Source organism: Streptomyces afghaniensis (assembly GCF_044327915.1).
Lineage (GTDB): Bacteria > Actinomycetota > Actinomycetes > Streptomycetales > Streptomycetaceae > Streptomyces > Streptomyces afghaniensis.
The window spans coordinates 361236-382987 of record NZ_JBIRGJ010000002.1; the positions used below are offsets into that span (position 1 = coordinate 361236).

Consider the following 21752-nt stretch of genomic DNA (forward strand, 5'->3'; position numbering starts at 1 on the left):
GGGGTGGTGGTGCGATCCGGCTCGGTGGGGCTCGGTGGGGCTCAGTGGGCCGAGTGGGCCGTGAGGTGGTCGGCGAGGCCCTGCTTGACCCCCGCGACGAACGCGGTGATCTCCTCGGGCGTGTAGATCAGCGCGGGGCCGGCGGGATCGGCCGACTGCCGAACCGCCACGCGGCCGTCGGCCAGTTGCTTGGTCTCCACGCACTGGCCCCCGTTGGGGCCGCTCCACGGACGTTCCCAGCCCTGTTCCCCGAGGTCCGATGCGGGCATCCCGTTGTAGACGGTGCCCTCGGCGATGGTCATGAGTACTCCTTCCGCATGCGGTTCAACAGCGCCTTGCTGTCCGCGGACGAGGTCTTCAGCGACAGCCGGTTGTGGGCCTCCAGGTGGGCCACCACGTCGGCGCGCTGGTCGAGGTAGACCGACGCGGAGAGGATCTCGCTGTAGACGATGTCGGGCAGCTCCCGCTCCTCGAACCGGAAGTAGGTGAAGGGCGCGCACGCCCCCACGTGGGCGCCCGCCTCGAACGGCACGATGTCGACGCTGACGTGGTCCAGCTCGGAGGCCTCCAGGAGCCGGTCGATCTGCTCGCGCATCACCTCGGGGCCGCCCACCACCCGGTGCAGCACGGCCTCCTCCATCACCACCCACAGCGTGGGCGCGTCCGGCTTGGTGAGCAGGTTCTGGCGGCGCAGCCGCAGCTCCACGCGCCGCTGCAGGTCCTCGTCGTTTTCGTTCGGGAAGCCTCCGCGCAGCACGGCACGCGCGTACCCGGGTGTCTGGAGCAGGCCGGTGACGTACTGCGGCTCATAGGTGCGCAGTGTTCTCGCGCCGGTCTCCAGACTGACGTAGGCGGTGAACCAGGACGGCATCACATCGCGGTACGGGTGCCACCAGCCGGGCTCGTTGGCCCGCTCGGCCAGGGTGACGAACTCGTCGATCTCCTGCTGCTCCGCCCCATAGGTCTGGAGCAGCTTCTCGACGTAGAGGATCTTCAGGCCGACCTCGGCCTTCTCCAGGCGGCGGATGGTCAGCGGCGTGACGCGCAGGGCTCTGGCGGCTTCGTCGAGGGAGAGGCCCGCGGTCTGCCGGGCCTCCTGGAGACGGCGCCCCAGGATCATGCGGAGAACGGTGGGCGCGCCGGCGCCGGTGCCTGATCGCGCGTCGCTCACGCCGTGCCTCCCGAGGGGTCGTCACCGGCGCAAGCCTGACAGGGACTTGATCGTTCCGCCAAGCGACCCGGAGCAGCGATACCTTCCGTCTGAAATTATCAGGCAGATGGTTGCAGCGTGAACTGCTCTGCGAGCATAGTTACTTGTGGGAACAGGGCACCGGAACCCCCAACTCCCCTTTCCGGACGGTCTGATTCGCGCCTCGCCCCTTCCTCGACTGCGCCCACCCCCCACGGAAGGCGAACGCCGTGTCCCCCCACACGACTTCCACCCCCCGGTTCCTGGACGCGGTGCGCCCGGGCCGCACGCACTGGCTGGAGCTGCCGTCCCACCGGACCAGCGTCAGAGTGGCCCGACATGCCACGCAGGCGCGGCTGGCCTCGTGGCAGGTGCCCGAGGAAGTGTGCGCGAACGCCGTCCTGCTGGTGTCCGAGCTGGTGACCAACGCCGTTCTGCACACGTCCGGCGAGTGGGTCCTGTGCGGCGTCGGCCGGATGACGGCGGAGCGTTTCCGGCTGGAGGTGCACGACGGCGACCTCACGGGCCGCGGCATCCCCGACCGCTGCCCCGGCCTCGACGACGAGGGCGGCCGCGGCCTGCTGCTCGTCCGCGAGATAGCCGACAGCTGGGGAGTCACGCGCTCGCCCCTCACCGGCGGAAACGCGGTCTGGGCGAGCCTGGCGACGGCGTTATAGCGCGCCCTGGAACCTCAGAACCCCAGCTTGCGCAACTGCCGCGGATCCCGCTGCCAGTCCTTCGCGACCTTCACGTGGAGGTCCAAGAACACCGGCGTGCCCAGCAGGGCCTCGATCTGCTTGCGGGACTTGATGCCGACCTCCTTCAGGCGCTTGCCCTTGGGGCCGATGATGATGCCCTTCTGGCTGGGGCGCTCGATGTAGACGAAGGCGTGGATGTCGAGCAGGGGCTTGTCGGCGGGGCGGTCCTCGCGGGGGAGCATCTCCTCGACGACGACGGCGATGGAGTGCGGGAGTTCGTCCCGGACGCCCTCCAGCGCGGCCTCGCGGATCAGCTCGGCGATCATGACCTGTTCGGGCTCGTCGGTGAGGTCACCTTCGGGGTAGAGCGCCGGGCCCTCCGGGAGGAGCGGGACGAGCAGGTCGGCCAGCAGGTCCACCTGCTTGTCGCCGACCGCCGACACCGGGACGATCTCCGCCCACTCGAAGCCCAGCTCCTTGCCGAGCTGGTCGATCGCGATGAGCTGCTCGGCGAGCGTCTTGCTGTCCACCAGGTCGGTCTTGGTGACGATCGCGATCTTCGGCGTCTTCTTGATGGACGCCAGTTCCTTCGCGATGAAGCGGTCGCCGGGGCCCAGCTTCTCGTTCGCCGGGAGGCAGAAGCCGATCACGTCCACCTCGGCCCACGTCGTGCGCACGACGTCGTTCAGCCGCTCGCCCAGCAGCGTGCGCGGCTTGTGCAGCCCCGGGGTGTCGACCAGGATCAGCTGGGCGTCCGGGCGGTGCACGATGCCCCGCACGGTGTGCCGCGTCGTCTGCGGCTGGTTCGCCGTGATCGCCACCTTCTGGCCGACCAGAGCATTCGTGAGGGTGGACTTGCCCGCGTTGGGGCGGCCCACGAAGCAGGCGAAGCCGGCCCTGTGGACAGCCTCGGCCGGCTCTTCGGATGACTGGGTACGAACGCTCATGGCGCCCATTCTCCCTGATCCACGGAGCCCTGCCGCACAGGCGCCCGAAGGCCGCCCGCGCCGTGAGGTTCACGAAACCCGCAAGCAACGAAACGTCACGGAAACACACCCGTACGCAACCGGAAACGCAGGCCGGTGAACCTCTGACGAGCCCCCGGAGCCCCACCTCGTTGGAGACACCGTGCCTCTGGCCGCCGCAAGCGCCGACACCGGCGACACCGCCTGGCTGCTCGCCGCCACCGCTCTCGTCCTGCTGATGACCCCGGGTCTGGCCCTGTTCTACGGCGGCATGGTCCGCACGAAGAGCGTGCTCAACATGCTGATGATGAGCTTCGTGTCGATCGCCCTGGTGACCGTGGTGTGGCTGGCCGCCGGGTACTCCCTCGCCTTCGGCGAGGACACCGCGGGCGGGCTCATCGGCGGCCTCGACCACGCGGGCATGAGCGGCCTCGGGCCGGACAGTCTCCAGGGGACGGTCCCCACCCTCCTCTTCGCCACCTTCCAGCTCACCTTCGCGATCATCACGGCCGCCCTGGTCAGCGGCGCGGTCGCCGACCGGGCGAAGTTCGGGGCGTGGCTGGTCTTCGTGCCGGTGTGGGCGCTGCTCGTATACGTTCCGGTCGCGCACTGGGTCTGGGGCCCGGGCGGCTGGATCCTGGAGAAGCTCGGCGCCCTGGACTTCGCCGGCGGACTGCCCGTGGAGATCGTCTCCGGTGCCTCGGGCCTGGCGTTGTGCCTGGTCCTGGGCCCGCGACTGGGCTTCAAGAAGGACGCCATGCGCCCGCACAACCTGCCCATGGTGATGCTGGGCGCCGGTCTGCTCTGGTTCGGCTGGTTCGGCTTCAACGCCGGGTCCGCCCTCGGCGCCAACGGCCTCGCGGCCGCCGCGTTCCTCAACACCCTCGCCGCGGGCTGCACCGGCCTGCTCGGCTGGCTCTTCGTGGAGCAGAAGCGCGACGGCCACCCCACGACCCTGGGCGCCGCGTCCGGCGCGGTCGCCGGTCTGGTCGCCATCACCCCGTCCTGCGGGTCCGTCTCGCTGCTCGGCGCGCTGGTCGTCGGCCTCACCGCCGGTGTCGTCTGCTCGTACGCGGTGAGCTGGAAGTTCAAGCTGAACTACGACGACTCCCTGGACGTCGTCGGCGTCCACCTGGTCGGCGGCGTCATCGGCACGCTCCTCATCGGCGTCTTCGCCGTCGAGTCGATGACGGGCGGCGCCGAGGGCCTCCTCTACGGCGGCGGCCTCGGCCAGCTCGGCAAGCAGCTGGTGGCCGTGGTCGTGGTGGCCGTGTACGCGTTCGGTGTGACGTACGGGATCGGCAAGCTGATCGACGCCACGATGGGCTTGCGCGCGAGCGAGGAGCAGGAGCAGACGGGCCTGGACCTTACGGTGCACGCCGAGACGGCCTACGATCACGGGGTCCTGGGCCACGGCGCCCCGGTCTCCTCCTCCGTCGTCTCCCCCGCCCAGAAGGTCACCCCCCAGGCATGAAGCTCATCACCGCGATCGTCAAGCCGTACCGCCTCGACGAGATCAAGAACGCCCTGCAGGAACTCGGCGTGCAGGGTCTGACCGTGAGCGAGGCCAGCGGCTACGGCCGGCAGCGCGGCCACACCGAGGTGTACCGCGGCGCCGAGTACCAGGTCGACCTGGTGCCGAAGGTCCGGATCGAGGTCGTCGTCGAGGACGCGGACGCCGAGGCCGTCATCGACGCGATCGTGAAGGCCGCGCACACCGGCAAGATCGGCGACGGCAAGGTGTGGGCGCTGCCCGTGGACACGATCGTGCGGGTGCGCACGGGCGAACGCGGGCCGGACGCGCTGTAGGTCGCGCCCGGCCCGGCCGGGATCAGTCGAACACGAACGGGCCCGGCGACTGCGGCCCGGTCGCCGTGCAGGTGATGGTGATCCCGAAGACGGTCATCTTCAGCGAGCCGCCGAAGGCCTCCAGGCTGTCGCCGGAGGCCACGGTGCCGCTGAGGGGGCCGACCTCGACGGGTGCGCCGGCGGACATCGCCGGGTTCTCCGTGCCGGTGAAGTCGACGGTGCCGCCGCCGGACTTCACCAGGGTGAGGGTGGACGCGATCGAGTCCTCGCCGAGGGCGATCGGCGCGGTGATCGCGGAGGACTTGACGGTGACGGTGGCGGCGGTGCCGTCCTGCGTGGCCGTGAGCGTGGCCTCGCCACTGCCGAAGGTGCCGCAGTCGGCGCTGATCGTCGCCGTCTGTGGGGTGACGGCTAGTGCGGCGGGGGCGAAGGCGAGCCCGGTGACCGCGAAGGCCCCGGCCGCCAGGGCCGCGCCTGCTGCGATTCGCTTGCATCTCATGGAATTACGGTTCCCTTTCCGTGTGGGGGGACCGCTCGGCACGTGGATGCGGACACACTGCCGAGAGCCGAACCTGACGGTCCGTCGGAACTGATGGTTCCATTGATGCGTCCGGGGCAGACGGCGGCAAGGTTGAAATCACGCCTAATTACCGCCGGTTACAGCGAAGTTCGGCCAACGCCTCAGCCGGCGGTCAGCGTGGCTCGAACCGTCCCGTCCGGCCCGGCGATCAGCACCGGCGTCCCGGCCCCACCGAGGTCCCGTACCGCCGCCCGGTCATCGGCGGACGCCGTCTCCGCCTCCGTCACGACCGCGGCCGCCTCCAGCGACGTGGCGCCCGAGGCCACCGCCATCGCCACGGCCGTCCGGAGGGCACTGAGCTTCAGGGAGTCGAGGGCCACGGTCCCCGCGACATACGTACGTCCGGTCTCGTCCCGTACGGCCGCCCCCTCGGGCACGCCGTTGCGGGCCCGTGCGGAACGGGCCAGGGTGACGATCTTGCGGTCCTCGGGGTCGAGCGCGCTGCTGTCGGTCATGATCCGAGCATACGTAAGCGTCAGGGCCGGTCGAGGCGCAGGCGGTCCGCTCGCGGCAGGCCCGCCACGACGAGGTCGTAGGAGTCCTCGACGAGCTCGCGGACCAGCCGGTCCGGGAGTCCCCCGTCGCAGGTGACCGTGTTCCAGTGCCGCTTGTTCATGTGCCAGCCGGGGACGATGAGCCCCTCGTGCTCGCGGCGCAGCCGGATCGCGTCGTCCGGGTCGCACTTGAGGTTGACCTTCAGGGGACGCGCGTCGAGGTGCGACAGGGCGAAGAGCTTGCCCTGGACCTTGAAGACCGAGACCTCCGGGCTGAACGGGAAGTCCTCGACCGCCGCGTTGAACGACAGGCAGAACGCGCGCAGTTCCTGCGGGGTCATTCCGGCTTCTCCTCCTCAGGGGGATCCGCCGGGTCCACCGGCTCCACCAGCACCGTCACGATCTTGTTCCGGCGGCCGGCCGCGGCCTCCGCGGTCAGGCGCAGTTCCCGGCCGTCCGGGAGGCCGACGACGGACGACGCACCGGCGATGGGTACCCGGCCGAGCGCCTTCGCCAGCAGACCGCCGACCGTCTCGACGTCCTCGTCGTCGAACGCCTCCAGGCCGTACAACTCGCCCAGGTCGCCGATGTCCAGGCGGGCGGTGACCCGGTGGCGGTCCTTGCCGAGGTCCTCCACCGGCGGCAGTTCGCGGTCGTACTCGTCGGTGATCTCGCCGACGATCTCCTCGAGGATGTCCTCGATGGTGACGATGCCGGCGGTGCCGCCGTACTCGTCGACGGCGACGGCGACGTGGTTGCGTTCCTTCTGCATCTCGCGCAGCAGGTCGCCCGCGTTCTTGGTGTCGGGCACGAAGAACGCGGGGCGCATCGCCGTGGACACCTGCTCGGACTCGGCGTCGCGGCTGATGTGCGTCTTGCGGACCAGGTCCTTCAGGTACACGATCCCGACGATGTCGTCCTCGCTCTCGCCGGTCACCGGGATCCGCGAGAAGCCGGAGCGCAGGGCGAGGGTGAGGGCCTGGCGGATGGTCTTGTAGCGCTCGATGACCACCAGGTCCGTGCGCGGGACCATCACCTCGCGGACGAGGGTGTCGCCCAGCTCGAAGACCGAGTGCACCATGCGGCGCTCCTCGTCCTCGATGAGCGACTCCTTCTCGGCGAGGTCGACCAGCGCGCGCAGCTCCGCCTCGGAGGCGAAGGGGCCCCGGCGGAAGCCCTTGCCGGGGGTGAGCGCGTTGCCGATGAGGATCAGCAGCGACGGGATCGGGCCCATGATCCGGGCCAGCGGCACCAGGACGTACGCCGAGAGCGTCGCCGTGTTCAGCGGGTGCTGGCGGCCGATGGTGCGCGGGGAGACGCCGACGGCGACGTACGACACGAGGACCATGACCGCGATGGCGATCAGGAGGGCCTCGGTCGTGTTGTCGAACTCCATCAGGCAGCCGTACGTGATCAGCGCGGCGGCGGCCATCTCGCAGGCGACGCGGACCAGCAGCGCCACGTTCAGATAGCGGGTCGGGTCGGCGGCGACCTGGGAGAGCTTGGCGCTGCCCCGGCGCCCGGAGCGCACGGCCTCCTCCGCGCGGAAGCTGGAGACGCGCGCGAGGCCCGCCTCCGCGCAGGCGAAGAACCAGGCCACGACGACCAAGGCGACCGCACCCAGGGCGAGTTGCGGAGTCATCGGCGGCGTTACGAGACCGTCGGCGCCGGGGACGGGCCGGTCAGGCCCCGCTCCGCGCGCCAGCCGTCCACGATGGCCGCCTGGAGGCCGAACATCTCGGCCTTCTCGTCCGGTTCCTCGTGGTCGTAGCCGAGCAGGTGCAGCACGCCGTGGACGGTGAGGAGCTGGAGCTCCTCGTCCATGGAGTGCTGCGTGTCCGCTTCCCTGCCCTGCTTCTCCGCCACCTCGGGGCACAGCACGATGTCGCCGAGCAGCCCCTGCGGCGGCTCGTCGTCGTCCTTGGACGGCGGGCGCAGCTCGTCCATCGGGAAGGACATGACATCCGTGGGGCCCGGCAGGTCCATCCACTGGATGTGGAGCTGCTCCATGGCGTCGGCGTCCACGACGATCACCGAGAGCTCGGAGAGCGGGTGGATGCGCATCCGCGCGAGCGCGTAGCGGGCGATGTCGAGGATCGCCTGCTCGTCGACCTCGGTGCCGGACTCGTTGTTGACGTCGATCGACATGGTGTGGTGCTTGTCTACTTCCCCTTGTGCCCGGACTTGCCCCGGCTCTTGTGCGCGCCGTTCTGGGTGCCGTGCTTGGTGTCGTACTGCTCGTACGCGTCGACGATACGGCCCACGAGCTTGTGCCGGACGACATCGTGGGACGACAGCCGGGAGAAGTGGACGTCCTCGACGCCGTCCAGGATGTCCTGCACCTGCCGCAGACCGCTCTTCGTCCCGTCCGGGAGGTCGACCTGCGTCACGTCACCCGTGATCACGATCTTCGAGTCGAAGCCGAGGCGGGTGAGGAACATCTTCATCTGCTCGGGGCTCGTGTTCTGGGCCTCGTCCAGGATGATGAAGGCGTCGTTGAGCGTGCGGCCGCGCATGTAGGCGAGCGGCGCGACCTCGATCGTGCCCGCCGCCATCAGCCGCGGGATGGAGTCCGGGTCGAGCATGTCGTGCAGCGCGTCGTAGAGCGGGCGCAGGTACGGGTCGATCTTCTCGTAGAGCGTGCCCGGGAGGAAGCCGAGCCGCTCTCCGGCCTCGACCGCCGGGCGGGTCAGGATGATGCGGTTGACCTGCTTGGACTGGAGGGCCTGGACGGCCTTGGCCATCGCCAGGTACGTCTTGCCGGTACCCGCCGGGCCGATGCCGAAGACGATCGTGTGCTTGTCGATCGCGTCCACGTAGCGCTTCTGGTTGAGCGTCTTGGGGCGGATCGTGCGGCCTCGCGAGGACAGGATGTTCTGCGTGAGCACCTGGGCCGGGGTCTCCTGGCCGTCGCTCTCCCCGTTCTCGCTCGCCTTGAGCATGGCGATCGAGCGTTCCACTGCGTCCTCCGTCATCGGCTGTCCGGTGCGGAGCACCAGCATCATCTCGTCGAACACGCGGGCGATGAGGGCGACGTCCACGGGGTCGCCGACCGCGCTGATCTCATTGCCCCGGACGTGGATGTCGGCCGCCGGGAAGGCCTTCTCGATCACGCGCAGGAGGGCGTCGCCGGATCCCAGCACGGTCACCATGGGGTGCTGAGCGGGGACGGTGAACTGTGCTCTCGCCTGCTCCTGCGCGGGGGTGTGAGCTGTCGGTGTCTGAGTCATGGGCCGGCGCTGAAGGCCTGCGGTTCCTCCTCTTCACGGCCGCGTAGCTGAGGGCGGCCTCGCGATTCCCAGGGTACGACGGGGGACTGACAACGCCGTAGGGGTTTTGGGGGCGGGGTTTTCACCAGGGCTTCGGGCGGCCACGGCGTCACGCCGAGCGCCGGAACCCGATCGTCGGCACGGCCCGCCGCAACGGCCAGGGCCTCACCAACTCCTCCGACACCAGCCCTGCGAGGAACCCGTACCGCTGCAGGGCCTCCGGATCCTGTCCCTCGACCGACTGCACCCGCCGCCACCACGCCGCGATCTCCGACCACCCCGGGGCCGACAACGACCCGCCGAACTCCTGCACCGACAGCGCCGCCGTCAGGCCGGCGAAGGCCAGCCGGTCCGCCAGCGGCCAGTCGGCCAGCGTCCCGGTCACGAACCCGGCGACGAACACGTCCCCCGCCCCGGTCGGATCGAGCGCCTCGACCTCGATCGCCGGCACCTCCGCCGTCTCCCCCGTACGCCGGTCCACGGCATACGCCCCGTCCGCCCCGAGCGTGACCACCGCGAGCGGCACGTGGTCGGTCAGCGCGTGCGCCGCCGCCCTGGGACAGTCCGCGCCCGTGTACCGCATGGCCTCCTCCGCGTTCGGCAGGAACGCCTCGCAGTACCGCAGGTCGGACAGCGCCGTCAGGTCCCACGCGCCGGTGTCGTCCCAGCCGACGTCGCCGAACACCCGGGTGCCCTTGCTCGCGGCCTGGGCGATCCAGGGCGCGCTCACGCCGGGGGCGAGGGAGGCGACGGCGGCACGCGCGCGGGGCGGGCACTCGGGGGCGGGCTCCTCCGGGGGCGGCTCATGGCCGTGCGAGACCATCGTGCGCTCCCCCTCGTAGGCCATGGAGACCGTCACCGGGGAGTGCCAGCCGGGTACCGTGCGTGACGTGGAGAGGTCGATGCCCTCGCCGTGCTCCAGGGCGTCCCAGCAGTAGTCGCCGTAGTGGTCGTCGCCGAAGGCCGCCGCGAGGGACGTCCGCAGGCCGAGGCGGGCCAGGGCGGTGGCCATGTTGGCGACGCCGCCGGGACTCGACCCCATCCCGCGTGCCCAGGACTCGGTCCCGCGCACCGGGGCGGAGTCGAGCCCGGTGAAGATGATGTCGAGGAAGACGGTGCCGGTGAGATAGACGTCCCAGGGCGGGTCGTCCGGCGCGCGCAGCGGGGCGAGGGGATCGACCTGGCTCTGGCGGTGCGATCCCTTTCCGGCCGGGCCCTTTCCGGCCGGGGCGGTGGACGCGATCACGATGCGCTCCCTGACGTGGTGCGGATCAGGCCAGTCTGCACCACATCACCGACAACGTGACGCCGATCACCCCGCTCCCACCCGTTCCGTCAGCTCGCACCGGCCCCCGCGCGCCCCTCCGGCCGACCGGATAACCGGGCCTACCAGCGGGGCATCGAGGGCGTCACCCACTCCGGGTCGGCGACCCGCATGGCCGCCGCGTCGTCGCGGTCCCGCAGCGCACCGTCGTCTTCGAGCCACCGCCGGTGCAGTGCGGCCAGCCGCTCACGGTCGAGTTCCACGCCGAGCCCGGGGGCGTCGGACACGGTCACCTTGCCGCCCTCGAAGGTGAGCCGCTCGGTCAGGACGTCCTCGGACTGCCAGGGGTAGTGGGAGTCGCAGGCGTGGTGGAGGTTCGGGACGGTGGCCGCCACGTGGGTCATCGCGGCGAGCGAGATGCCGAGGTGGGTGTTGGAGTGCATCGACACGCCGACGCCGAAGGTGCGGCAGACGGCCGCGAGCTGCTGGGTGTTGCGCAGTCCGCCCCAGTAGTGGTGGTCGGAGAGGACCACCTGGACGGCGCCGACGGCGCCCGTGGTGAACGCCTCCTTGATCTCGGCGAAGGTCGTCACGCACATGTTGGTGGCGAGCGGCACCCCGGTCCGCTCGGCGACCTCGGCCATGGCGGGGGTGCCGAGGGTCGGGTCCTCCAGGTACTCCAGGACGTCCCCGAGCTCCCGCGCCACCTTCAGCGAGGTCTCCAGGGACCAGGCGCCGTTGGGGTCGAGCCGCAGCGGGTGCCCGGGGAACGCCTCGGCGAGCGCCCGGACGGCCGCGATCTCCTCGTCGGGCGGGAAGACGCCGCCCTTGAGCTTGAAGGAGGTGAAGCCGTACCGCTCGGTGAACCGGCGGGCCTGTTCCACCACCCCGGCCGGGTCGACGGCGGCCCCCCAGTCGTCCTTCTCGCAGGCGACGCCCTCCGGGTGACCGGCCCACTTGTAGAACAGGTATGCGCTGTACTCGACGGTGTCGCGCACCTTGCCGCCGAGCAGCGCGTGCACGGGCAGTCCGAGGGCCTTGCCGAGGGCGTCGAGGCAGGCGACCTCGAAGGCGGAGACGACGGACAGACGCAGCTTGTCGGCGGTCTGGACGCCGCGCAGCCCGCCGACGTCGACGGCGTTCTCGACCCGGGAGGCGTCCACCGCGACCTGGTCCGCGAGCGTGAACAGCCCGTTCAGATCGCTGACCGGCCGCCCCTTCAGCCGCTCGGCGAAGGGCCGGGCCAGCTCCAGGTACTTGGTGTCGCCGTAGGTCTCCCCCACGCCCGTGACGCCGTCCGCCGTGACGACCTCGACGATCAGCCGGGGCGTGTACGGCTGGTGCACGCCCTGCGTGTTCAGCAGCGGCGGGTCCGCGACCAGGATCGGCGTGAGCCGTACGTCGGTGATGGCGAGGTTCACAGGGCTGCTCCCACGAGGTCGAGTCCCGCTTCGAGGAGGGCGGTGAGGGCGGCCTGGTCGGCGGGCGAGGGGTCGGTGAGCGGGGCGCGTACGGGGCCCACGGCGTGGCCGCGCAGCCGGGCCGCCGCCTTCACCAGCGACACGGCGTACCCGGGGACGCGGTCGCGCAGTTCGACGAGCGGGACGTAGAAACCGCGCAGCAGCTTGTCGACGGTGCCGTGGTCACCGTCGCGCAGCGCGGCGAAGAAGGCGTCGGCGATCTCGGGGGCGAAGGCGTGGACGGCGGAGGAGTAGGCGGGGACACCGACGGTGGCGTAGGCGCGGGCCTGGATCTCGGCGGTGGCGGCGCCGTTGAAGAACAGGAAGTCCTCGGGCGCGGCGAGGGTGAGGCGCTGGAGCCGGTCGAGGTCGCTGTGGCCGTCCTTGAGGCCGATGACGCCTGGCAGGGCCGCGATGCGCTTGAGCGACTCGGCGGTGAACGCGACCTGGCCGCGCTGGTAGGCGATCAGAGGCAGCCGGGTGCGGGCGGCGATCTGTTCCAGCTGGGCGACCAGGCCGTCCTGCGGGGCGGCCACGAGGTAGTGCGGCAGCACGAGGAGGGCGTCGGCCCCGGCCTCCTCGGCGATGCGCGCGAACCGGACGGCCTGCGCCCAGCCGTAGCCGATGCCCGCGACGACGGGGACGCGGCCCGCCGCCTCCTCGACCGTGATGGCGACGACCTGGCGGTACTCGTCCTCGTCGAGGGAGAAGAACTCGCCGGTGCCGCAGGCGGGGAAGACGGCGCCGGGCGAGGCGGCGAGCCGGTCCGCGACGTAGGCGCGGAAGCCGTCCGGGTCGAGGGTGCCGTCGTCGCGGAAGCTGGTCAGCGGGAACGACAGCACGCCACCGGCCATGCCGTCCCGCAGCCGGTGCGCGACCGCACCCGGGCCGGCGCTCACGGTCTTCTCCTCGGTCATCCCCTCGCCATCTCCTTATGTAGACGTCATTTATGTATGAGAATGATGGTTGAGTAGGCGAACGTCAACCGCGCCGGGCGGCCCGATTACGATCGGCACATGTCAGACACAGGGGGCGTCCGCGAGGTGAAGTCCGCGGCCCGCACGGTCGAACTGCTGGAACTCCTCGCGGCGCGCGGCGACCGCCCGGCCCGGCTCCAGGAGCTGGCCGACGAACTCGGCGTGCCCCGCAGCTCGATGTACGCGCTGCTCCAGACCCTGATCTCGCACGGCTGGGTCCGCACCGACGTCACCGGCTCCCTGTACGGCATCGGCATCCACGCCCTGCTCACCGGCACCAGCTACCTCGACTCCGACCCCCGGGTCCGGGTCGTACGGCCGTATCTCGACGAGGCGTCCGAGGCGCTCGGCGAGACGATCCACATGGGGCGGCTGGACGGCCGGGACGTGGCGTATCTGGCGACGCGGGAGTCGCACGAGTACCTGCGCACGATCAGCCGGGTGGGACGGCGACTGCCCGCGCACGCCGGAGCCCTGGGCAAGGCCCTGCTGGCACAACGCCCGGACGCGGAACTGCCCGAGGGGCCGTACGAGGCGCTGACCCCGAACACGCACACCACCCGGGAGTCCCTGATGGCCGACCTGGCCCGGGTCCGGGCCCGCGGCTGGTCCGTGGACCGGGAGGAGGGCGTGACCGGCATCGTCGGCTTCGGGTTCGCGCTGCGCTACGACACCCCCGCGCTGGACGCGATCAGCTGCTCGGTACCCGTGGCCCGGCTCACCCCGGAGCACGAGGAGCGGATCGTCGCTGTGATGCGGGAGATCCGGGCGAAGGTGGAGGCGACGGTTCCGGGGTCCGGGTCGGTGCGCTGGCGTTAGCGGAAACCCGCACGCCACCTCGGGAAAGGCGCTCGTCTACCCGGACTTCACCGCACCAAACGCAACGTGTGCCACATCACACCCCGCGGGTTAACTCGTACGACTACTTGCTTGATACAAATTGCCCGCGCGTTCCTGTCCGTCGACGGTCGTCGCCCAATCCCCCTCCTCCGCCGCTCCTTTCGCATGCCCTGGGAACGCCCGTGTTCGCCCCCCGCACCACCCCCTGGCCCCTCGTCGCCCTTTTCACGGCCGGGTACCTCGCCCCGTATCTGCTGCCGACCACCGTCGGCCGACTCGACTCGGGCCTTCCGCTCTCCGCCACCCAGGCCGGCGCCGTCGGCAGTGCCCTGCTGCTGAGTTCGGCGACCGCCGGATTCGCCCTGGCCGCACGGGTCGAACGGATCGGGGCCCGCACCCTCGCCCGGCTCGGGCTCGCCCTCGCCCTGCTCGGCTACGGCACTGCCGCGCTGACCACCGCCGTCCCGGCCGTCGTCGCCGGCGCGATGGTCGGCGGGTTCGGATCCGGCACGGCCACCACCGTGGCCGCCACCCTGATAGCCGCCCAGCGGGATCCGCACCGGGCCTCCACGGCCGGACTGCTCACCGTCTCCGCCCTCGCGGGCGCCGTGTATCTGACGGTCCCGCACCTCGGCCCGGGGCACGGACTGCCCCTGGCCGCGATCGCCCTCACGGCCCTGGCCGTGTGGCCGCTGACCGGCCGCCTGCCCGCCGGTACGCCCGCCGCGCCCGCGCGCCACGACAAGGCCCGGCTGCCACACGCCCGTTCGGGCCTGGTGCTGGCCGCCGCCATGCTGTGCTGGTCGCTCGCCCAGAACTCCCTGTGGGGCGTGAGCGGACAGATCGGGCTGACCCAGGCCCACCTCGGCGAGGCCACCGTCGGCGCGGTCTTCGCCGTGGCGCTGGGCGCCGGACTGACCGGCGTCCTCGCGGCGGGCGCGCTCGGGGCGCGGCTGGGACGCGCGGTGCCGATCGGGGCGGGCACGGTCCTCATCGCCGGCTGCATCGTGCTCAGCGCCTCCGCGACCGACCTGGCGAGCTTCGCGACCGGCGAGATCGCCTGGAACACCCTGTACCCGGTGGTGCTGTCGTACGTGATCGGGCTCGCCGCCTCGCTCGACCCGCGCGGCCGCTGGGCGGTGCTCGTCGGCTCGGCCTCCTCGCTGGGCACGGCCGCCGGGCCGCTCACCGGCAGCATGCTGTCGGCGCAGGCCGGGTTCCCGGTCATGGGCGCGATCCTCGCCGCCGGTCTGCTGGTGATCGCCCTGCCGATGACCGCCGTCGCCCTGCACACGAGCGGGCGGCCGCTGCTCGCCGGGGCGATCCGCCGCCGCGGGGGCCACCCGGCCGCCCTGGTCGCCGCCACCACGGGCACCCCCACCGGCGCGGTCCCCGAGATCGGCGCCCGCGAACAGCAGGTGGTGGAGATCCCCGTGGACGCCCCGGCCGTCCCCGCCCAGCGCGCCTACGGCAAGGCGGGGTCGGAGGTCCTCTGAGGCCGGGGGTCTTGCGAGGCCGGGGTCTTGCGAGGCCGCGGGTTCCTCAGCGGAACTCGTAGGCCTCCACCTCGGCGAGATACCGCGCCCGCAGCTCCTCGTCGTCCTCCAGGAACGAGGCGAGGAAGGAGTTGCGGGCGAGCTCGCGCAGCCGCTCCTCGCTCAGGCCGAGGGTGTCGCGGACGGCGTCGAAGTTGTCACCGGCGTACCCGCCGAAGTAGGCCGGGTCGTCGGAGTTCACCGTGCACATCAGGCCGGCGTCCAGCATGGCGGGCAGCGGATGGTCGGCGAGGGTGTCGACGGTCCGCAGCCGGACGTTCGACAGGGGACACAGCGTCAGCGGCATCCGCTCCCGCACCAGCCGCTCCACCAGCGCCGGGTCCTCCATGCAGCGCAGCCCGTGGTCGACCCGCTCGACGCCGAGGACGTCCAGCGCCTCGGTGATGTACTCCGGCGGCCCCTCCTCACCGGCGTGCGCGACCCGCCGCAGCCCGAGCGTCGCGGCGGCCTCGTACACCGCGCGGAACTTCGCCGGCGGATGCCCGACCTCGGCCGAGTCGAGTCCGACGCCGGTGATCCGGTCCAGGTACGGCTTGGCCGCCTCCAGGGTCGCCAGGGCCGACTCGGCGGACTCGTCGCGCAGGAAGCACATGATCAGCCGGGTCGAGACACCGTGCTTGGACTCGCTGTCGCCGAGCGCCCGCCACAGCCCCTCGACGACCGTGCCGAGCTCCAGGCCGCGGCTGGTGTGGGCCTGCGGGTCGAAGAAGATCTCCGCGTGCCGCACGCCCTGGGCGGCGGCGCGTTCGAGGTACTCGTTCGCCAGGTCCTCGAAGTCCCGCTCGGTGCGCAGGACGGCCATGAGCTCGTAGTACAGGTTCAGGAACGACTGGAGGTCCTCGAACCGGTACGCCTCGCGCAGCTCGTCCGTGTCCGCGTAGGGCAGCGTGAGGCCGTTGCGCGTGGCGAGCTCGAAGGCGAGTTCCGGTTCCAGGGTGCCTTCGATGTGAAGGTGCAGTTCGGCTTTGGGGAGGGACATCAATTCATCGTACGGGCGTTTCACCGACGCTTCGGAACCGGCACCCTCAGCAGATCGTGCGCCACGGTCAGCTCGCCCTCGTACCCCGCCGCCCGCGCCTGCCGCTCGAACTCGTCAGGGTCGTTGTAGCGCTGGCTGAAGTGGGTCAGCACGAGGTGCCGCACACCGCCGTCCCGGGCCACCCGGGCGGCCTGACTCGCCGTCAGGTGACCGTGTTCCACCGCGAGTTGCTCGTCCTCGTCGAGGAAGGTCGACTCGATGACGAGCATGTCGCAGCCCTCGGCGAGCGCGTACACCCCGTCGCACAGGCGGGTGTCCATGACGAACGCGAACCGCTGCCCGCGCCGCACCTCGCTGACCTCGTCGAGCGAGACCCCGCCGAGCGACCCCTCGCGCTGGATCCGGCCGACGTCCGGCCCCTTGATGCCGTGCGCGGCGAGCCGCTCGGGCAGCATGCGGCGGCCGTCGTGCTCGGTGATCCGGTAGCCGTACGACTCGATCGAGTGCGACAGCCTGCGGGTGTCCAGCGTGTACGACGGCGTGACGGCGAGGACGCCGTCCCCGTCGGCCGGGGCCTCGGTGAGGAACACGGTCGCGCGGTAGGGCGTGGCGTACTGGAGCCGCTCGTAGAAGCGCTGCCCGGACTTCGGGTAGTGGGCGGTGATCTCGTGCGGCACCTGGTCGAGGTTGATGCGCTGGATGACCCCGGGCAGGCCCAGTGCGTGGTCGCCGTGGAAGTGCGTGACGCAGATCCGGTTCAGGTCGTGCGCGGCGACCCCGGCACGCACCATCTGGCGCTGGGTGCCCTCGCCGGGGTCGAACAGGATGCCCTCGCCGTCCCAGCGGAGCAGGTAGCCGTTGTGGTTGCGGTGGCGGGTCGGGACCTGGCTTGCGGTGCCGAGCACGACGAGTTCACGTACGGACAAGGCGTTGTCCCGTTATCCGGGGGGCCATTCGAGACCGCGGCCGCCGAGCACGTGGCCATGCACGTGCCAGACCGTCTGGCCGGCGCCGCTGCCGGTGTTGAACACCAGGCGGTAGCTGTCGAGCTTCTCCTCGTCGGCGACGGCCTGGGCCTCGCGCACCACGTCCGCGGTGAGGGCCGGGTCGGCGGCGGCGAGGGCGGCGGCGTTCTCGTAGTGCGCCTTGGGGATGATCAGGACGTGGGTGGGGGCCTGGGGGTTTATGTCGCGGAACGCGATGGTCGTCTCCGTCTGGCGGACGATCGTCGCCGGGATGGTGCCTGCGACGATCTTGCAGAAGAGGCAGTCGTCCTGGGGTTCCCCTGCCATTTTCCCTCCGGGGGTTGGCCGAATTTCGGTCTTGCCGGGCATCGTATCGTCGTCGGGTGCGGGTGCGTTGTGGCTGGTCGCGCCCACGCGGCGGAGCCGCACATCGACACAGCCCCGCGCCCCTTAAGTCGGCAAGCCTGGGGGCGTTTTTGCCGGTACTGTCTCCAGGCTCTCCAATGCCATACGGATGGCCTCGTCCAGCTGGCTGTCCCTGCCCGCCACGTAATCCTGCGGGCGCTGAACCACTTCCACATCCGGGTCCACCCCGTGGTTCTCCACCCCCCACTCGTAGCCCTCCAGCCAGAAGGCGTACTTGGGTTGGGTGACCAGGGTGCCGTCGACCAGGCGGTAGCGGCTGTCGATGCCGATGACGCCGCCCCAGGTGCGGGTGCCGACCACCGGGCCGAGGCCCAGGGCCTTGATCGCGGCGTTGACGATGTCGCCGTCGGAGCCGGAGAACTCGTTGGCGACGGCCACGACCGGGCCGCGCGGGGCGTCCTCGGGGTAGCTGTAGGGGCGCATGCCGCGGGGGACGGCCCAGCCGACGATGCGGCGGGCGAGTTTCTCGACGACCAGCTGGGAAGTGTGGCCGCCGCGGTTCTCGCGGACGTCGACGACCAGGCCCTCGCGGGCGACCTCGACGCGCAGGTCGCGGTGGATCTGGGCCCAGCCGGGGGCCTGCATGTCCGGGACGTGGAGGTAGCCGAGGCGGCCGCCGGACTTCTCGTGGACGTAGGCGCGCCGGTCGGCGACCCAGGCGTGGTAGCGCAGCGGCTCCTCGTCCGCGACCGGGACGACGACGGCGTGCCGCGGGTCGCCGCCGCCGGACGGGGAGATGGTCAGCTCCACCGGCTTGCCCGCCGTGCCGATCAGCAGCGGGCCGGGGCCGGTCACCGGGTCGACCGGCTGTCCGGCGACCGCGAGGATCGCGTCCCCGGGGCGTACGGCGACGCCGGGTGCGGCCAGCGGGCTGCGGGCGTCCGGGTCGGAGGTCTCGGAGGGCAGGATGCGGTCGACGCGCCAGCTGCCGTCCTCGTGGCGGGAGATGTCGGCGCCGAGCAGGCCCTGGCGGGGACCGCCGCCGAAACCGCCGCGCGGGGTGACGTAGGCGTGCGAGGTGCCGAGTTCGCCCTGCACCTCCCACAGCAGGTCGACCAGGTCGTCGTGGGTGGCGAGCCGGTCCAGGACCGGCCGGTAGCGGTCGAGGACGCCGGCCCAGTCGACGCCGCTCATGTCCGGCCGCCAGAAGTGGTCGCGCATGATGCGGCCGTTCTCGTCGAACATCTGGCGCCACTCGGCGGCCGGGTCGACGAACTGGCGTACGCGGCCCAGGTCGACGGTGATGTTGGTGTCGCTGTCGTCGTCGCCGGAGGCGCGCCGGTCGCTGGGGACGACCTTCAACCGCCCGTCGGTCCACAGCAGCACCCGCTTGCCGTCGCCGCTGACCTCGAAGTGGTCGGCGTCGACGGCGAGATGCTCGACGCGCTGCTGGGCGAGGTCGTACCGCTCCAGCTCCGACTTGGGCTCGGGGTCGTCCGGGGTGGCCCGGGACGCGCCGAGCACACCGGCGACCGGGTGGCGCAGCCACAGGACGCCGTCCTTGGCGGCCCGCAGGTTGGAGTAGCGGGCGGCCTCGACCGGGAAGGGCACGATGCGGTCGGCGAGGCCTTCGAGGTCGATGCGGGTGGTGGGGGTGCCCTCGCTGTCGGGGGTCTCCTCCCGGTCGGGCGTCTCGAAGGACCGGCCGTGCCGCTGGGGCCCGAACGGGGAGGGCGTGGTGGCCGCGAGGGTGATCAGATGCGGCCGGGCGCCCTCCACGAAGGCCAGGTCGAAGACGTGCTCGTCGTAGACCGGGTCGAAGGAGCGGGTCGACAGGAACGCGAGGTGCTTGCCGTCCGTCGTGAACGCCGGCGCGTAGTCCTGGAAGCGCAGCGGGGTCGCCTCGGTGACCGACAGGTCGGTGGTGTTGGCGAGCTTCAGCTGCGACAGGGGGCGCGGGCCGGGGTGGGACCAGGCGAGCCAGGAGGAGTCGGGTGAGAAGACCAGCCCGGACACGTCACCGTCCTCGCTGCGGTCCACCTCCCGCACCTCGCCCGTCTCCCGCTCCACGAGCAGCAGGCGCCCGTCGTGGGAGGCCACGGCCACGCGGCTGCCGTCCGGCGCCATGGCGAGCTCCAGCACCCTGCCGAGCTGCCCGGCGGCGAGCCGGCGCGGTGTCGCCCCCGGGGTGAGACCGGTGGCGGGCGCGAACTCCAGGGCGTCGTCGCCCTCGGCGTCCGTCACCCACACCACCCACTCCTCGCCGTCCGCGCGGAACGTCCGCGGCAGCCGGGCCCGGACGCCGGGCGTCGCGGCCAGGGCGCGGGCCGGGCCGGAGCGGTGGGTGACCCAGTGGACGCAGCCGCGTACGGACACGGCGCTGCCGCGCGCGGTGTGGTCCGGGGACGCCGACCCGAACCAGCGGGAGGCGTTCACCGGGAACGGCTGGAGGTCGACGCGCTGTCCGCCCAGCCGCACGTCCAGCCGCCGCGGCTCCGCCCCGTCCAGGTCGTCCAGCACCCACAGCTCGCCGGCGCTGGAGTAGACGACACGGGTGCCGTCGGTCGCGGCGTGCCGGGCGTAGAAGCCGTCGAGCGCAGTGTGCCGCCGCAGATCGGACCCGTCGGCGAGGGACGAGTACAGCGCGCCGGTGCCCTCGTGGTCGGAGAGGAACGCGATCCGGTCCCCCACCCACAGCGGGTACTCGATGTTCCCGTCCAGCCCCTCGTGGAGCCGTACGAACTCGCCGTCCGCGTCGGGGTCGATCCACAACTTCCCGGCGGTACCGCCCCGGTAGCGCTTCCACCAGGCGGCCTCGCGCCCCATCGGCGCGGACAGCAGGACGACACTCGGCCCGAAGGCGATGTCACCGACCGGCCCGTACGGCAGCGTGGTGGCCGGACCGCCGTCGAGCGGCACGGCACGCGCCCACGTGCGCCGCAGGCTCGCCTGGCCGTGGGAGCTGATCGCGAGCACTTCGCCGTCCGGGGTCCAGCCGCGCACCTGGGTCTTCAGACTGCCCCAGTACGTCAGGCGCTTGGCGGGGCCGCCGTCGACCGGGGCGATGTGCACCTCGGGGGCGCCGTCGCGGGTGGAGGTCCAGGCGACCGTTGTGCCGTCGGGCGAGATGCGGGGCAGGGTCACCGGCACGTTCTCGGCACTGACCCGCCAGGCCCGTCCGCCGTCGAGAGGAGCGAGCCACACGTCGTCCTCGGCGGTGAAGGCGACCAGGTCACCGTGCACGTGCGGGAAGCGGAGGTAAGCAGGCGATGCGGACTGTGTCACCCGATCACCCTATGCAGGGAGGCCGCCGTGCGGACAGGGTTCGGATCACTTGCCCTCGACAGGACGGCAGTCCGGGTACCGGTCGCACCAGATGGTCTGTGTGACGGTCACGGTGACGGTGGGGCCGGGCTGCCCGTTCGAGGGCCCGCCTCCCACGGGCGGCGGGCTGGTGGAGTTGCAGTCGCCGAGCCCGTCGACCTCGAACCACACCTTGCCGTCCACCTTGGCGGTGATGTTCCCGCGCACACAGGCGCCGTCCAGCGCGTGGGTGACCTTGCCGTCGACGGTGATGTCCTTCCCGTCCTCCGTCTCCCCCTCGCAGTCGACGGTGGCGACGGTCCGCTCACTCGCCGACGGCGTCGGCTTCCCGCCCTGGCCGGAATCCCCGTAGGAGGCGGTGCACGTCAGCCAACGCACGCCCGCCTTCTGCCGGTTGAGTTCTTTGGTGACGGCCTCGTCGGTGGTGTACGCGACGGACGCGGAACTGATCCCGCCACCGGGTTCACACGCCACCGCGCCGCCGACGGCAGCCACCGCGCAGGTCACCGCGACCGCCACCGTGCGGTTGCGCGGCCCTCGCCGAATCCTCCTCAATACCCCCATGGAGGGGAGCCTGCCACCGTCGGGGGCCGCGCGGTAGGGCGCAAAGGCGTCAGCCGCGCAGCAGCAACCACTCCTGCAGCTCGACCAAGTTGCCCTCGGGGTCCTTGAGGTGGGCGACGCGCAGGCGGTCGGTCAGGTTGGCCGGACCGTGCAGGATCGTGGCGCCGCGCATCGTGACCTCCTCGCAGTACGCGTCCAGGGCGTCGACGCGCAGGACGACCAGGGAGCGGTGGCCGTTCGCCGTGTCGCCCAGCTCGTCCAGGACCTCGGCCATCATCGTGCGGTCCTGGAGGGCGATCCCCGCCGAGCCGACGGCGGGGCTGAACTTCTCGTACGGCCCGTCCGCCGCCCCCGACTGCGGCTTGAGGCCGAGGACCTCGCCGTAGAAGTGGTAGCAGGCGGCGAAGTCGGTCACGAGCAGTCGTACCTGTGCGAGTTCCACGGTGCCTCCGA

At 71.7% G+C, this 21752-nt stretch carries 23 protein-coding genes; 5 read left to right on the forward strand and 18 right to left on the reverse strand.

The genetic code is table 11. The features are described from left to right. Positions 1–41: 41 nt before the first annotated feature. Positions 42–302 (reverse strand): DUF397 domain-containing protein, encoded by a 261-nt coding sequence (locus ACH4G3_RS07880; protein ID WP_354735721.1) that lies wholly within the window; start codon positions 300–302, stop codon positions 42–44. Beyond that, complete coding sequence (locus tag ACH4G3_RS07885) at positions 299–1171, reverse strand: helix-turn-helix domain-containing protein (protein WP_397623668.1); 873 nt, start codon at positions 1169–1171, stop codon at positions 299–301. Before ACH4G3_RS07885 ends, ACH4G3_RS07880 begins: the two co-directional genes overlap by 4 nt. A gap of 248 nt (positions 1172–1419) precedes the next feature. Between ACH4G3_RS07885 and ACH4G3_RS07890 the strand changes: the two genes are divergently transcribed. Continuing rightward, positions 1420–1866, forward strand: coding sequence for an ATP-binding protein (locus tag ACH4G3_RS07890; protein WP_397623669.1), 447 nt, complete (start codon positions 1420–1422; stop codon positions 1864–1866). 14 nt (positions 1867–1880) lie between these two features. Here the strand turns inward: ACH4G3_RS07890 and era are convergent, their stop codons facing one another. After that, positions 1881–2843 (reverse strand): GTPase Era, encoded by a 963-nt coding sequence (gene era, locus ACH4G3_RS07895; protein WP_354735727.1) that lies wholly within the window; start codon positions 2841–2843, stop codon positions 1881–1883. 172 nt (positions 2844–3015) lie between these two features. Here era and ACH4G3_RS07900 point away from each other — a divergent pair, with 172 nt between their 5' ends. Further along, the gene (locus tag ACH4G3_RS07900; protein ID WP_397623670.1) at positions 3016–4326 is read left to right on the forward strand and encodes an ammonium transporter; all 1311 of its coding nucleotides are present in this window, start codon (positions 3016–3018) and stop codon (positions 4324–4326) included. Next, positions 4323–4661 (forward strand): P-II family nitrogen regulator, encoded by a 339-nt coding sequence (locus ACH4G3_RS07905; RefSeq protein WP_397617982.1) that lies wholly within the window; start codon positions 4323–4325, stop codon positions 4659–4661. The genes ACH4G3_RS07900 and ACH4G3_RS07905 overlap by 4 nt, the downstream gene beginning before the upstream one ends. 22 nt (positions 4662–4683) lie before the next feature. Here the strand turns inward: ACH4G3_RS07905 and ACH4G3_RS07910 are convergent, their stop codons facing one another. The 9 genes from ACH4G3_RS07910 to ACH4G3_RS07950 form a co-directional block, all read right to left on the reverse strand. After that, the gene (locus tag ACH4G3_RS07910; RefSeq protein ID WP_397623671.1) at positions 4684–5160 is read right to left on the reverse strand and encodes a hypothetical protein; all 477 of its coding nucleotides are present in this window, start codon (positions 5158–5160) and stop codon (positions 4684–4686) included. A 182-nt stretch (positions 5161–5342) separates the two neighbouring features. Continuing rightward, positions 5343–5696, reverse strand: a complete 354-nt coding sequence (locus ACH4G3_RS07915) for a cytidine deaminase (protein WP_397623672.1) — start codon at positions 5694–5696, stop codon at positions 5343–5345. Between the two features lie 20 nt (positions 5697–5716). After that, a complete protein-coding gene (locus ACH4G3_RS07920; protein WP_397623673.1) occupies positions 5717–6076 on the reverse strand; it encodes an MmcQ/YjbR family DNA-binding protein in 360 nt (119 codons plus the stop codon). After that, positions 6073–7377: a hemolysin family protein gene (locus tag ACH4G3_RS07925; protein WP_397623674.1), complete on the reverse strand. Its 1305-nt coding sequence runs from the start codon at positions 7375–7377 to the stop codon at positions 6073–6075. The genes ACH4G3_RS07920 and ACH4G3_RS07925 overlap by 4 nt, the downstream gene beginning before the upstream one ends. A gap of 8 nt (positions 7378–7385) precedes the next feature. Next, positions 7386–7883, reverse strand: a complete 498-nt coding sequence (gene ybeY / locus ACH4G3_RS07930) for an rRNA maturation RNase YbeY (protein WP_020270521.1) — start codon at positions 7881–7883, stop codon at positions 7386–7388. A gap of 14 nt (positions 7884–7897) precedes the next feature. Continuing rightward, on the reverse strand, positions 7898–8965 hold the full coding sequence (locus tag ACH4G3_RS07935) for a PhoH family protein (RefSeq protein ID WP_082319753.1): 1068 nt from the start codon (positions 8963–8965) through the stop codon (positions 7898–7900). 148 nt (positions 8966–9113) lie between these two features. After that, entirely contained in the window at positions 9114–10250 is a 1137-nt protein-coding gene (locus tag ACH4G3_RS07940; RefSeq protein ID WP_397623675.1) for a carbohydrate kinase family protein, read from the reverse strand. 140 nt (positions 10251–10390) lie between these two features. Further along, entirely contained in the window at positions 10391–11689 is a 1299-nt protein-coding gene (locus tag ACH4G3_RS07945; protein WP_397623676.1) for a glucarate dehydratase family protein, read from the reverse strand. Beyond that, a complete protein-coding gene (locus ACH4G3_RS07950; RefSeq protein ID WP_397623677.1) occupies positions 11686–12645 on the reverse strand; it encodes a 5-dehydro-4-deoxyglucarate dehydratase in 960 nt (319 codons plus the stop codon). The genes ACH4G3_RS07945 and ACH4G3_RS07950 overlap by 4 nt, the downstream gene beginning before the upstream one ends. A 99-nt stretch (positions 12646–12744) precedes the next feature. On the opposite strand from ACH4G3_RS07950, the gene ACH4G3_RS07955 reads away from it, so the two are divergent. Then, positions 12745–13524, forward strand: coding sequence for an IclR family transcriptional regulator (locus tag ACH4G3_RS07955; RefSeq protein WP_397623678.1), 780 nt, complete (start codon positions 12745–12747; stop codon positions 13522–13524). Positions 13525–13727: 203 nt separating this feature from the next. Further along, on the forward strand, positions 13728–15041 hold the full coding sequence (locus ACH4G3_RS07960; RefSeq protein ID WP_397623679.1) for an MFS transporter: 1314 nt from the start codon (positions 13728–13730) through the stop codon (positions 15039–15041). 46 nt (positions 15042–15087) lie between these two features. Here the strand turns inward: ACH4G3_RS07960 and ACH4G3_RS07965 are convergent, their stop codons facing one another. The 6 genes from ACH4G3_RS07965 to ACH4G3_RS07990 form a co-directional block, all read right to left on the reverse strand. Continuing rightward, positions 15088–16080: an adenosine deaminase gene (locus ACH4G3_RS07965; RefSeq protein WP_397623680.1), complete on the reverse strand. Its 993-nt coding sequence runs from the start codon at positions 16078–16080 to the stop codon at positions 15088–15090. 20 nt (positions 16081–16100) lie between these two features. Further along, complete coding sequence (locus ACH4G3_RS07970) at positions 16101–17006, reverse strand: ribonuclease Z (RefSeq protein WP_397623681.1); 906 nt, start codon at positions 17004–17006, stop codon at positions 16101–16103. A 12-nt stretch (positions 17007–17018) separates the two neighbouring features. After that, positions 17019–17372, reverse strand: coding sequence for a histidine triad nucleotide-binding protein (locus tag ACH4G3_RS07975; RefSeq protein ID WP_397623682.1), 354 nt, complete (start codon positions 17370–17372; stop codon positions 17019–17021). A 123-nt stretch (positions 17373–17495) separates the two neighbouring features. Further along, complete coding sequence (locus tag ACH4G3_RS07980) at positions 17496–20696, reverse strand: S41 family peptidase (RefSeq protein ID WP_397623683.1); 3201 nt, start codon at positions 20694–20696, stop codon at positions 17496–17498. A 45-nt stretch (positions 20697–20741) separates the two neighbouring features. Then, positions 20742–21299 carry a hypothetical protein gene (locus ACH4G3_RS07985; RefSeq protein WP_397623684.1) on the reverse strand — a complete coding sequence of 186 codons (558 nt, stop codon included), beginning with the start codon at positions 21297–21299 and terminating at the stop codon, positions 20742–20744. 49 nt (positions 21300–21348) lie between these two features. Then, positions 21349–21741: a VOC family protein gene (locus ACH4G3_RS07990; protein WP_397623685.1), complete on the reverse strand. Its 393-nt coding sequence runs from the start codon at positions 21739–21741 to the stop codon at positions 21349–21351. Between the last annotated feature and the right edge of the window lie 11 nt (positions 21742–21752).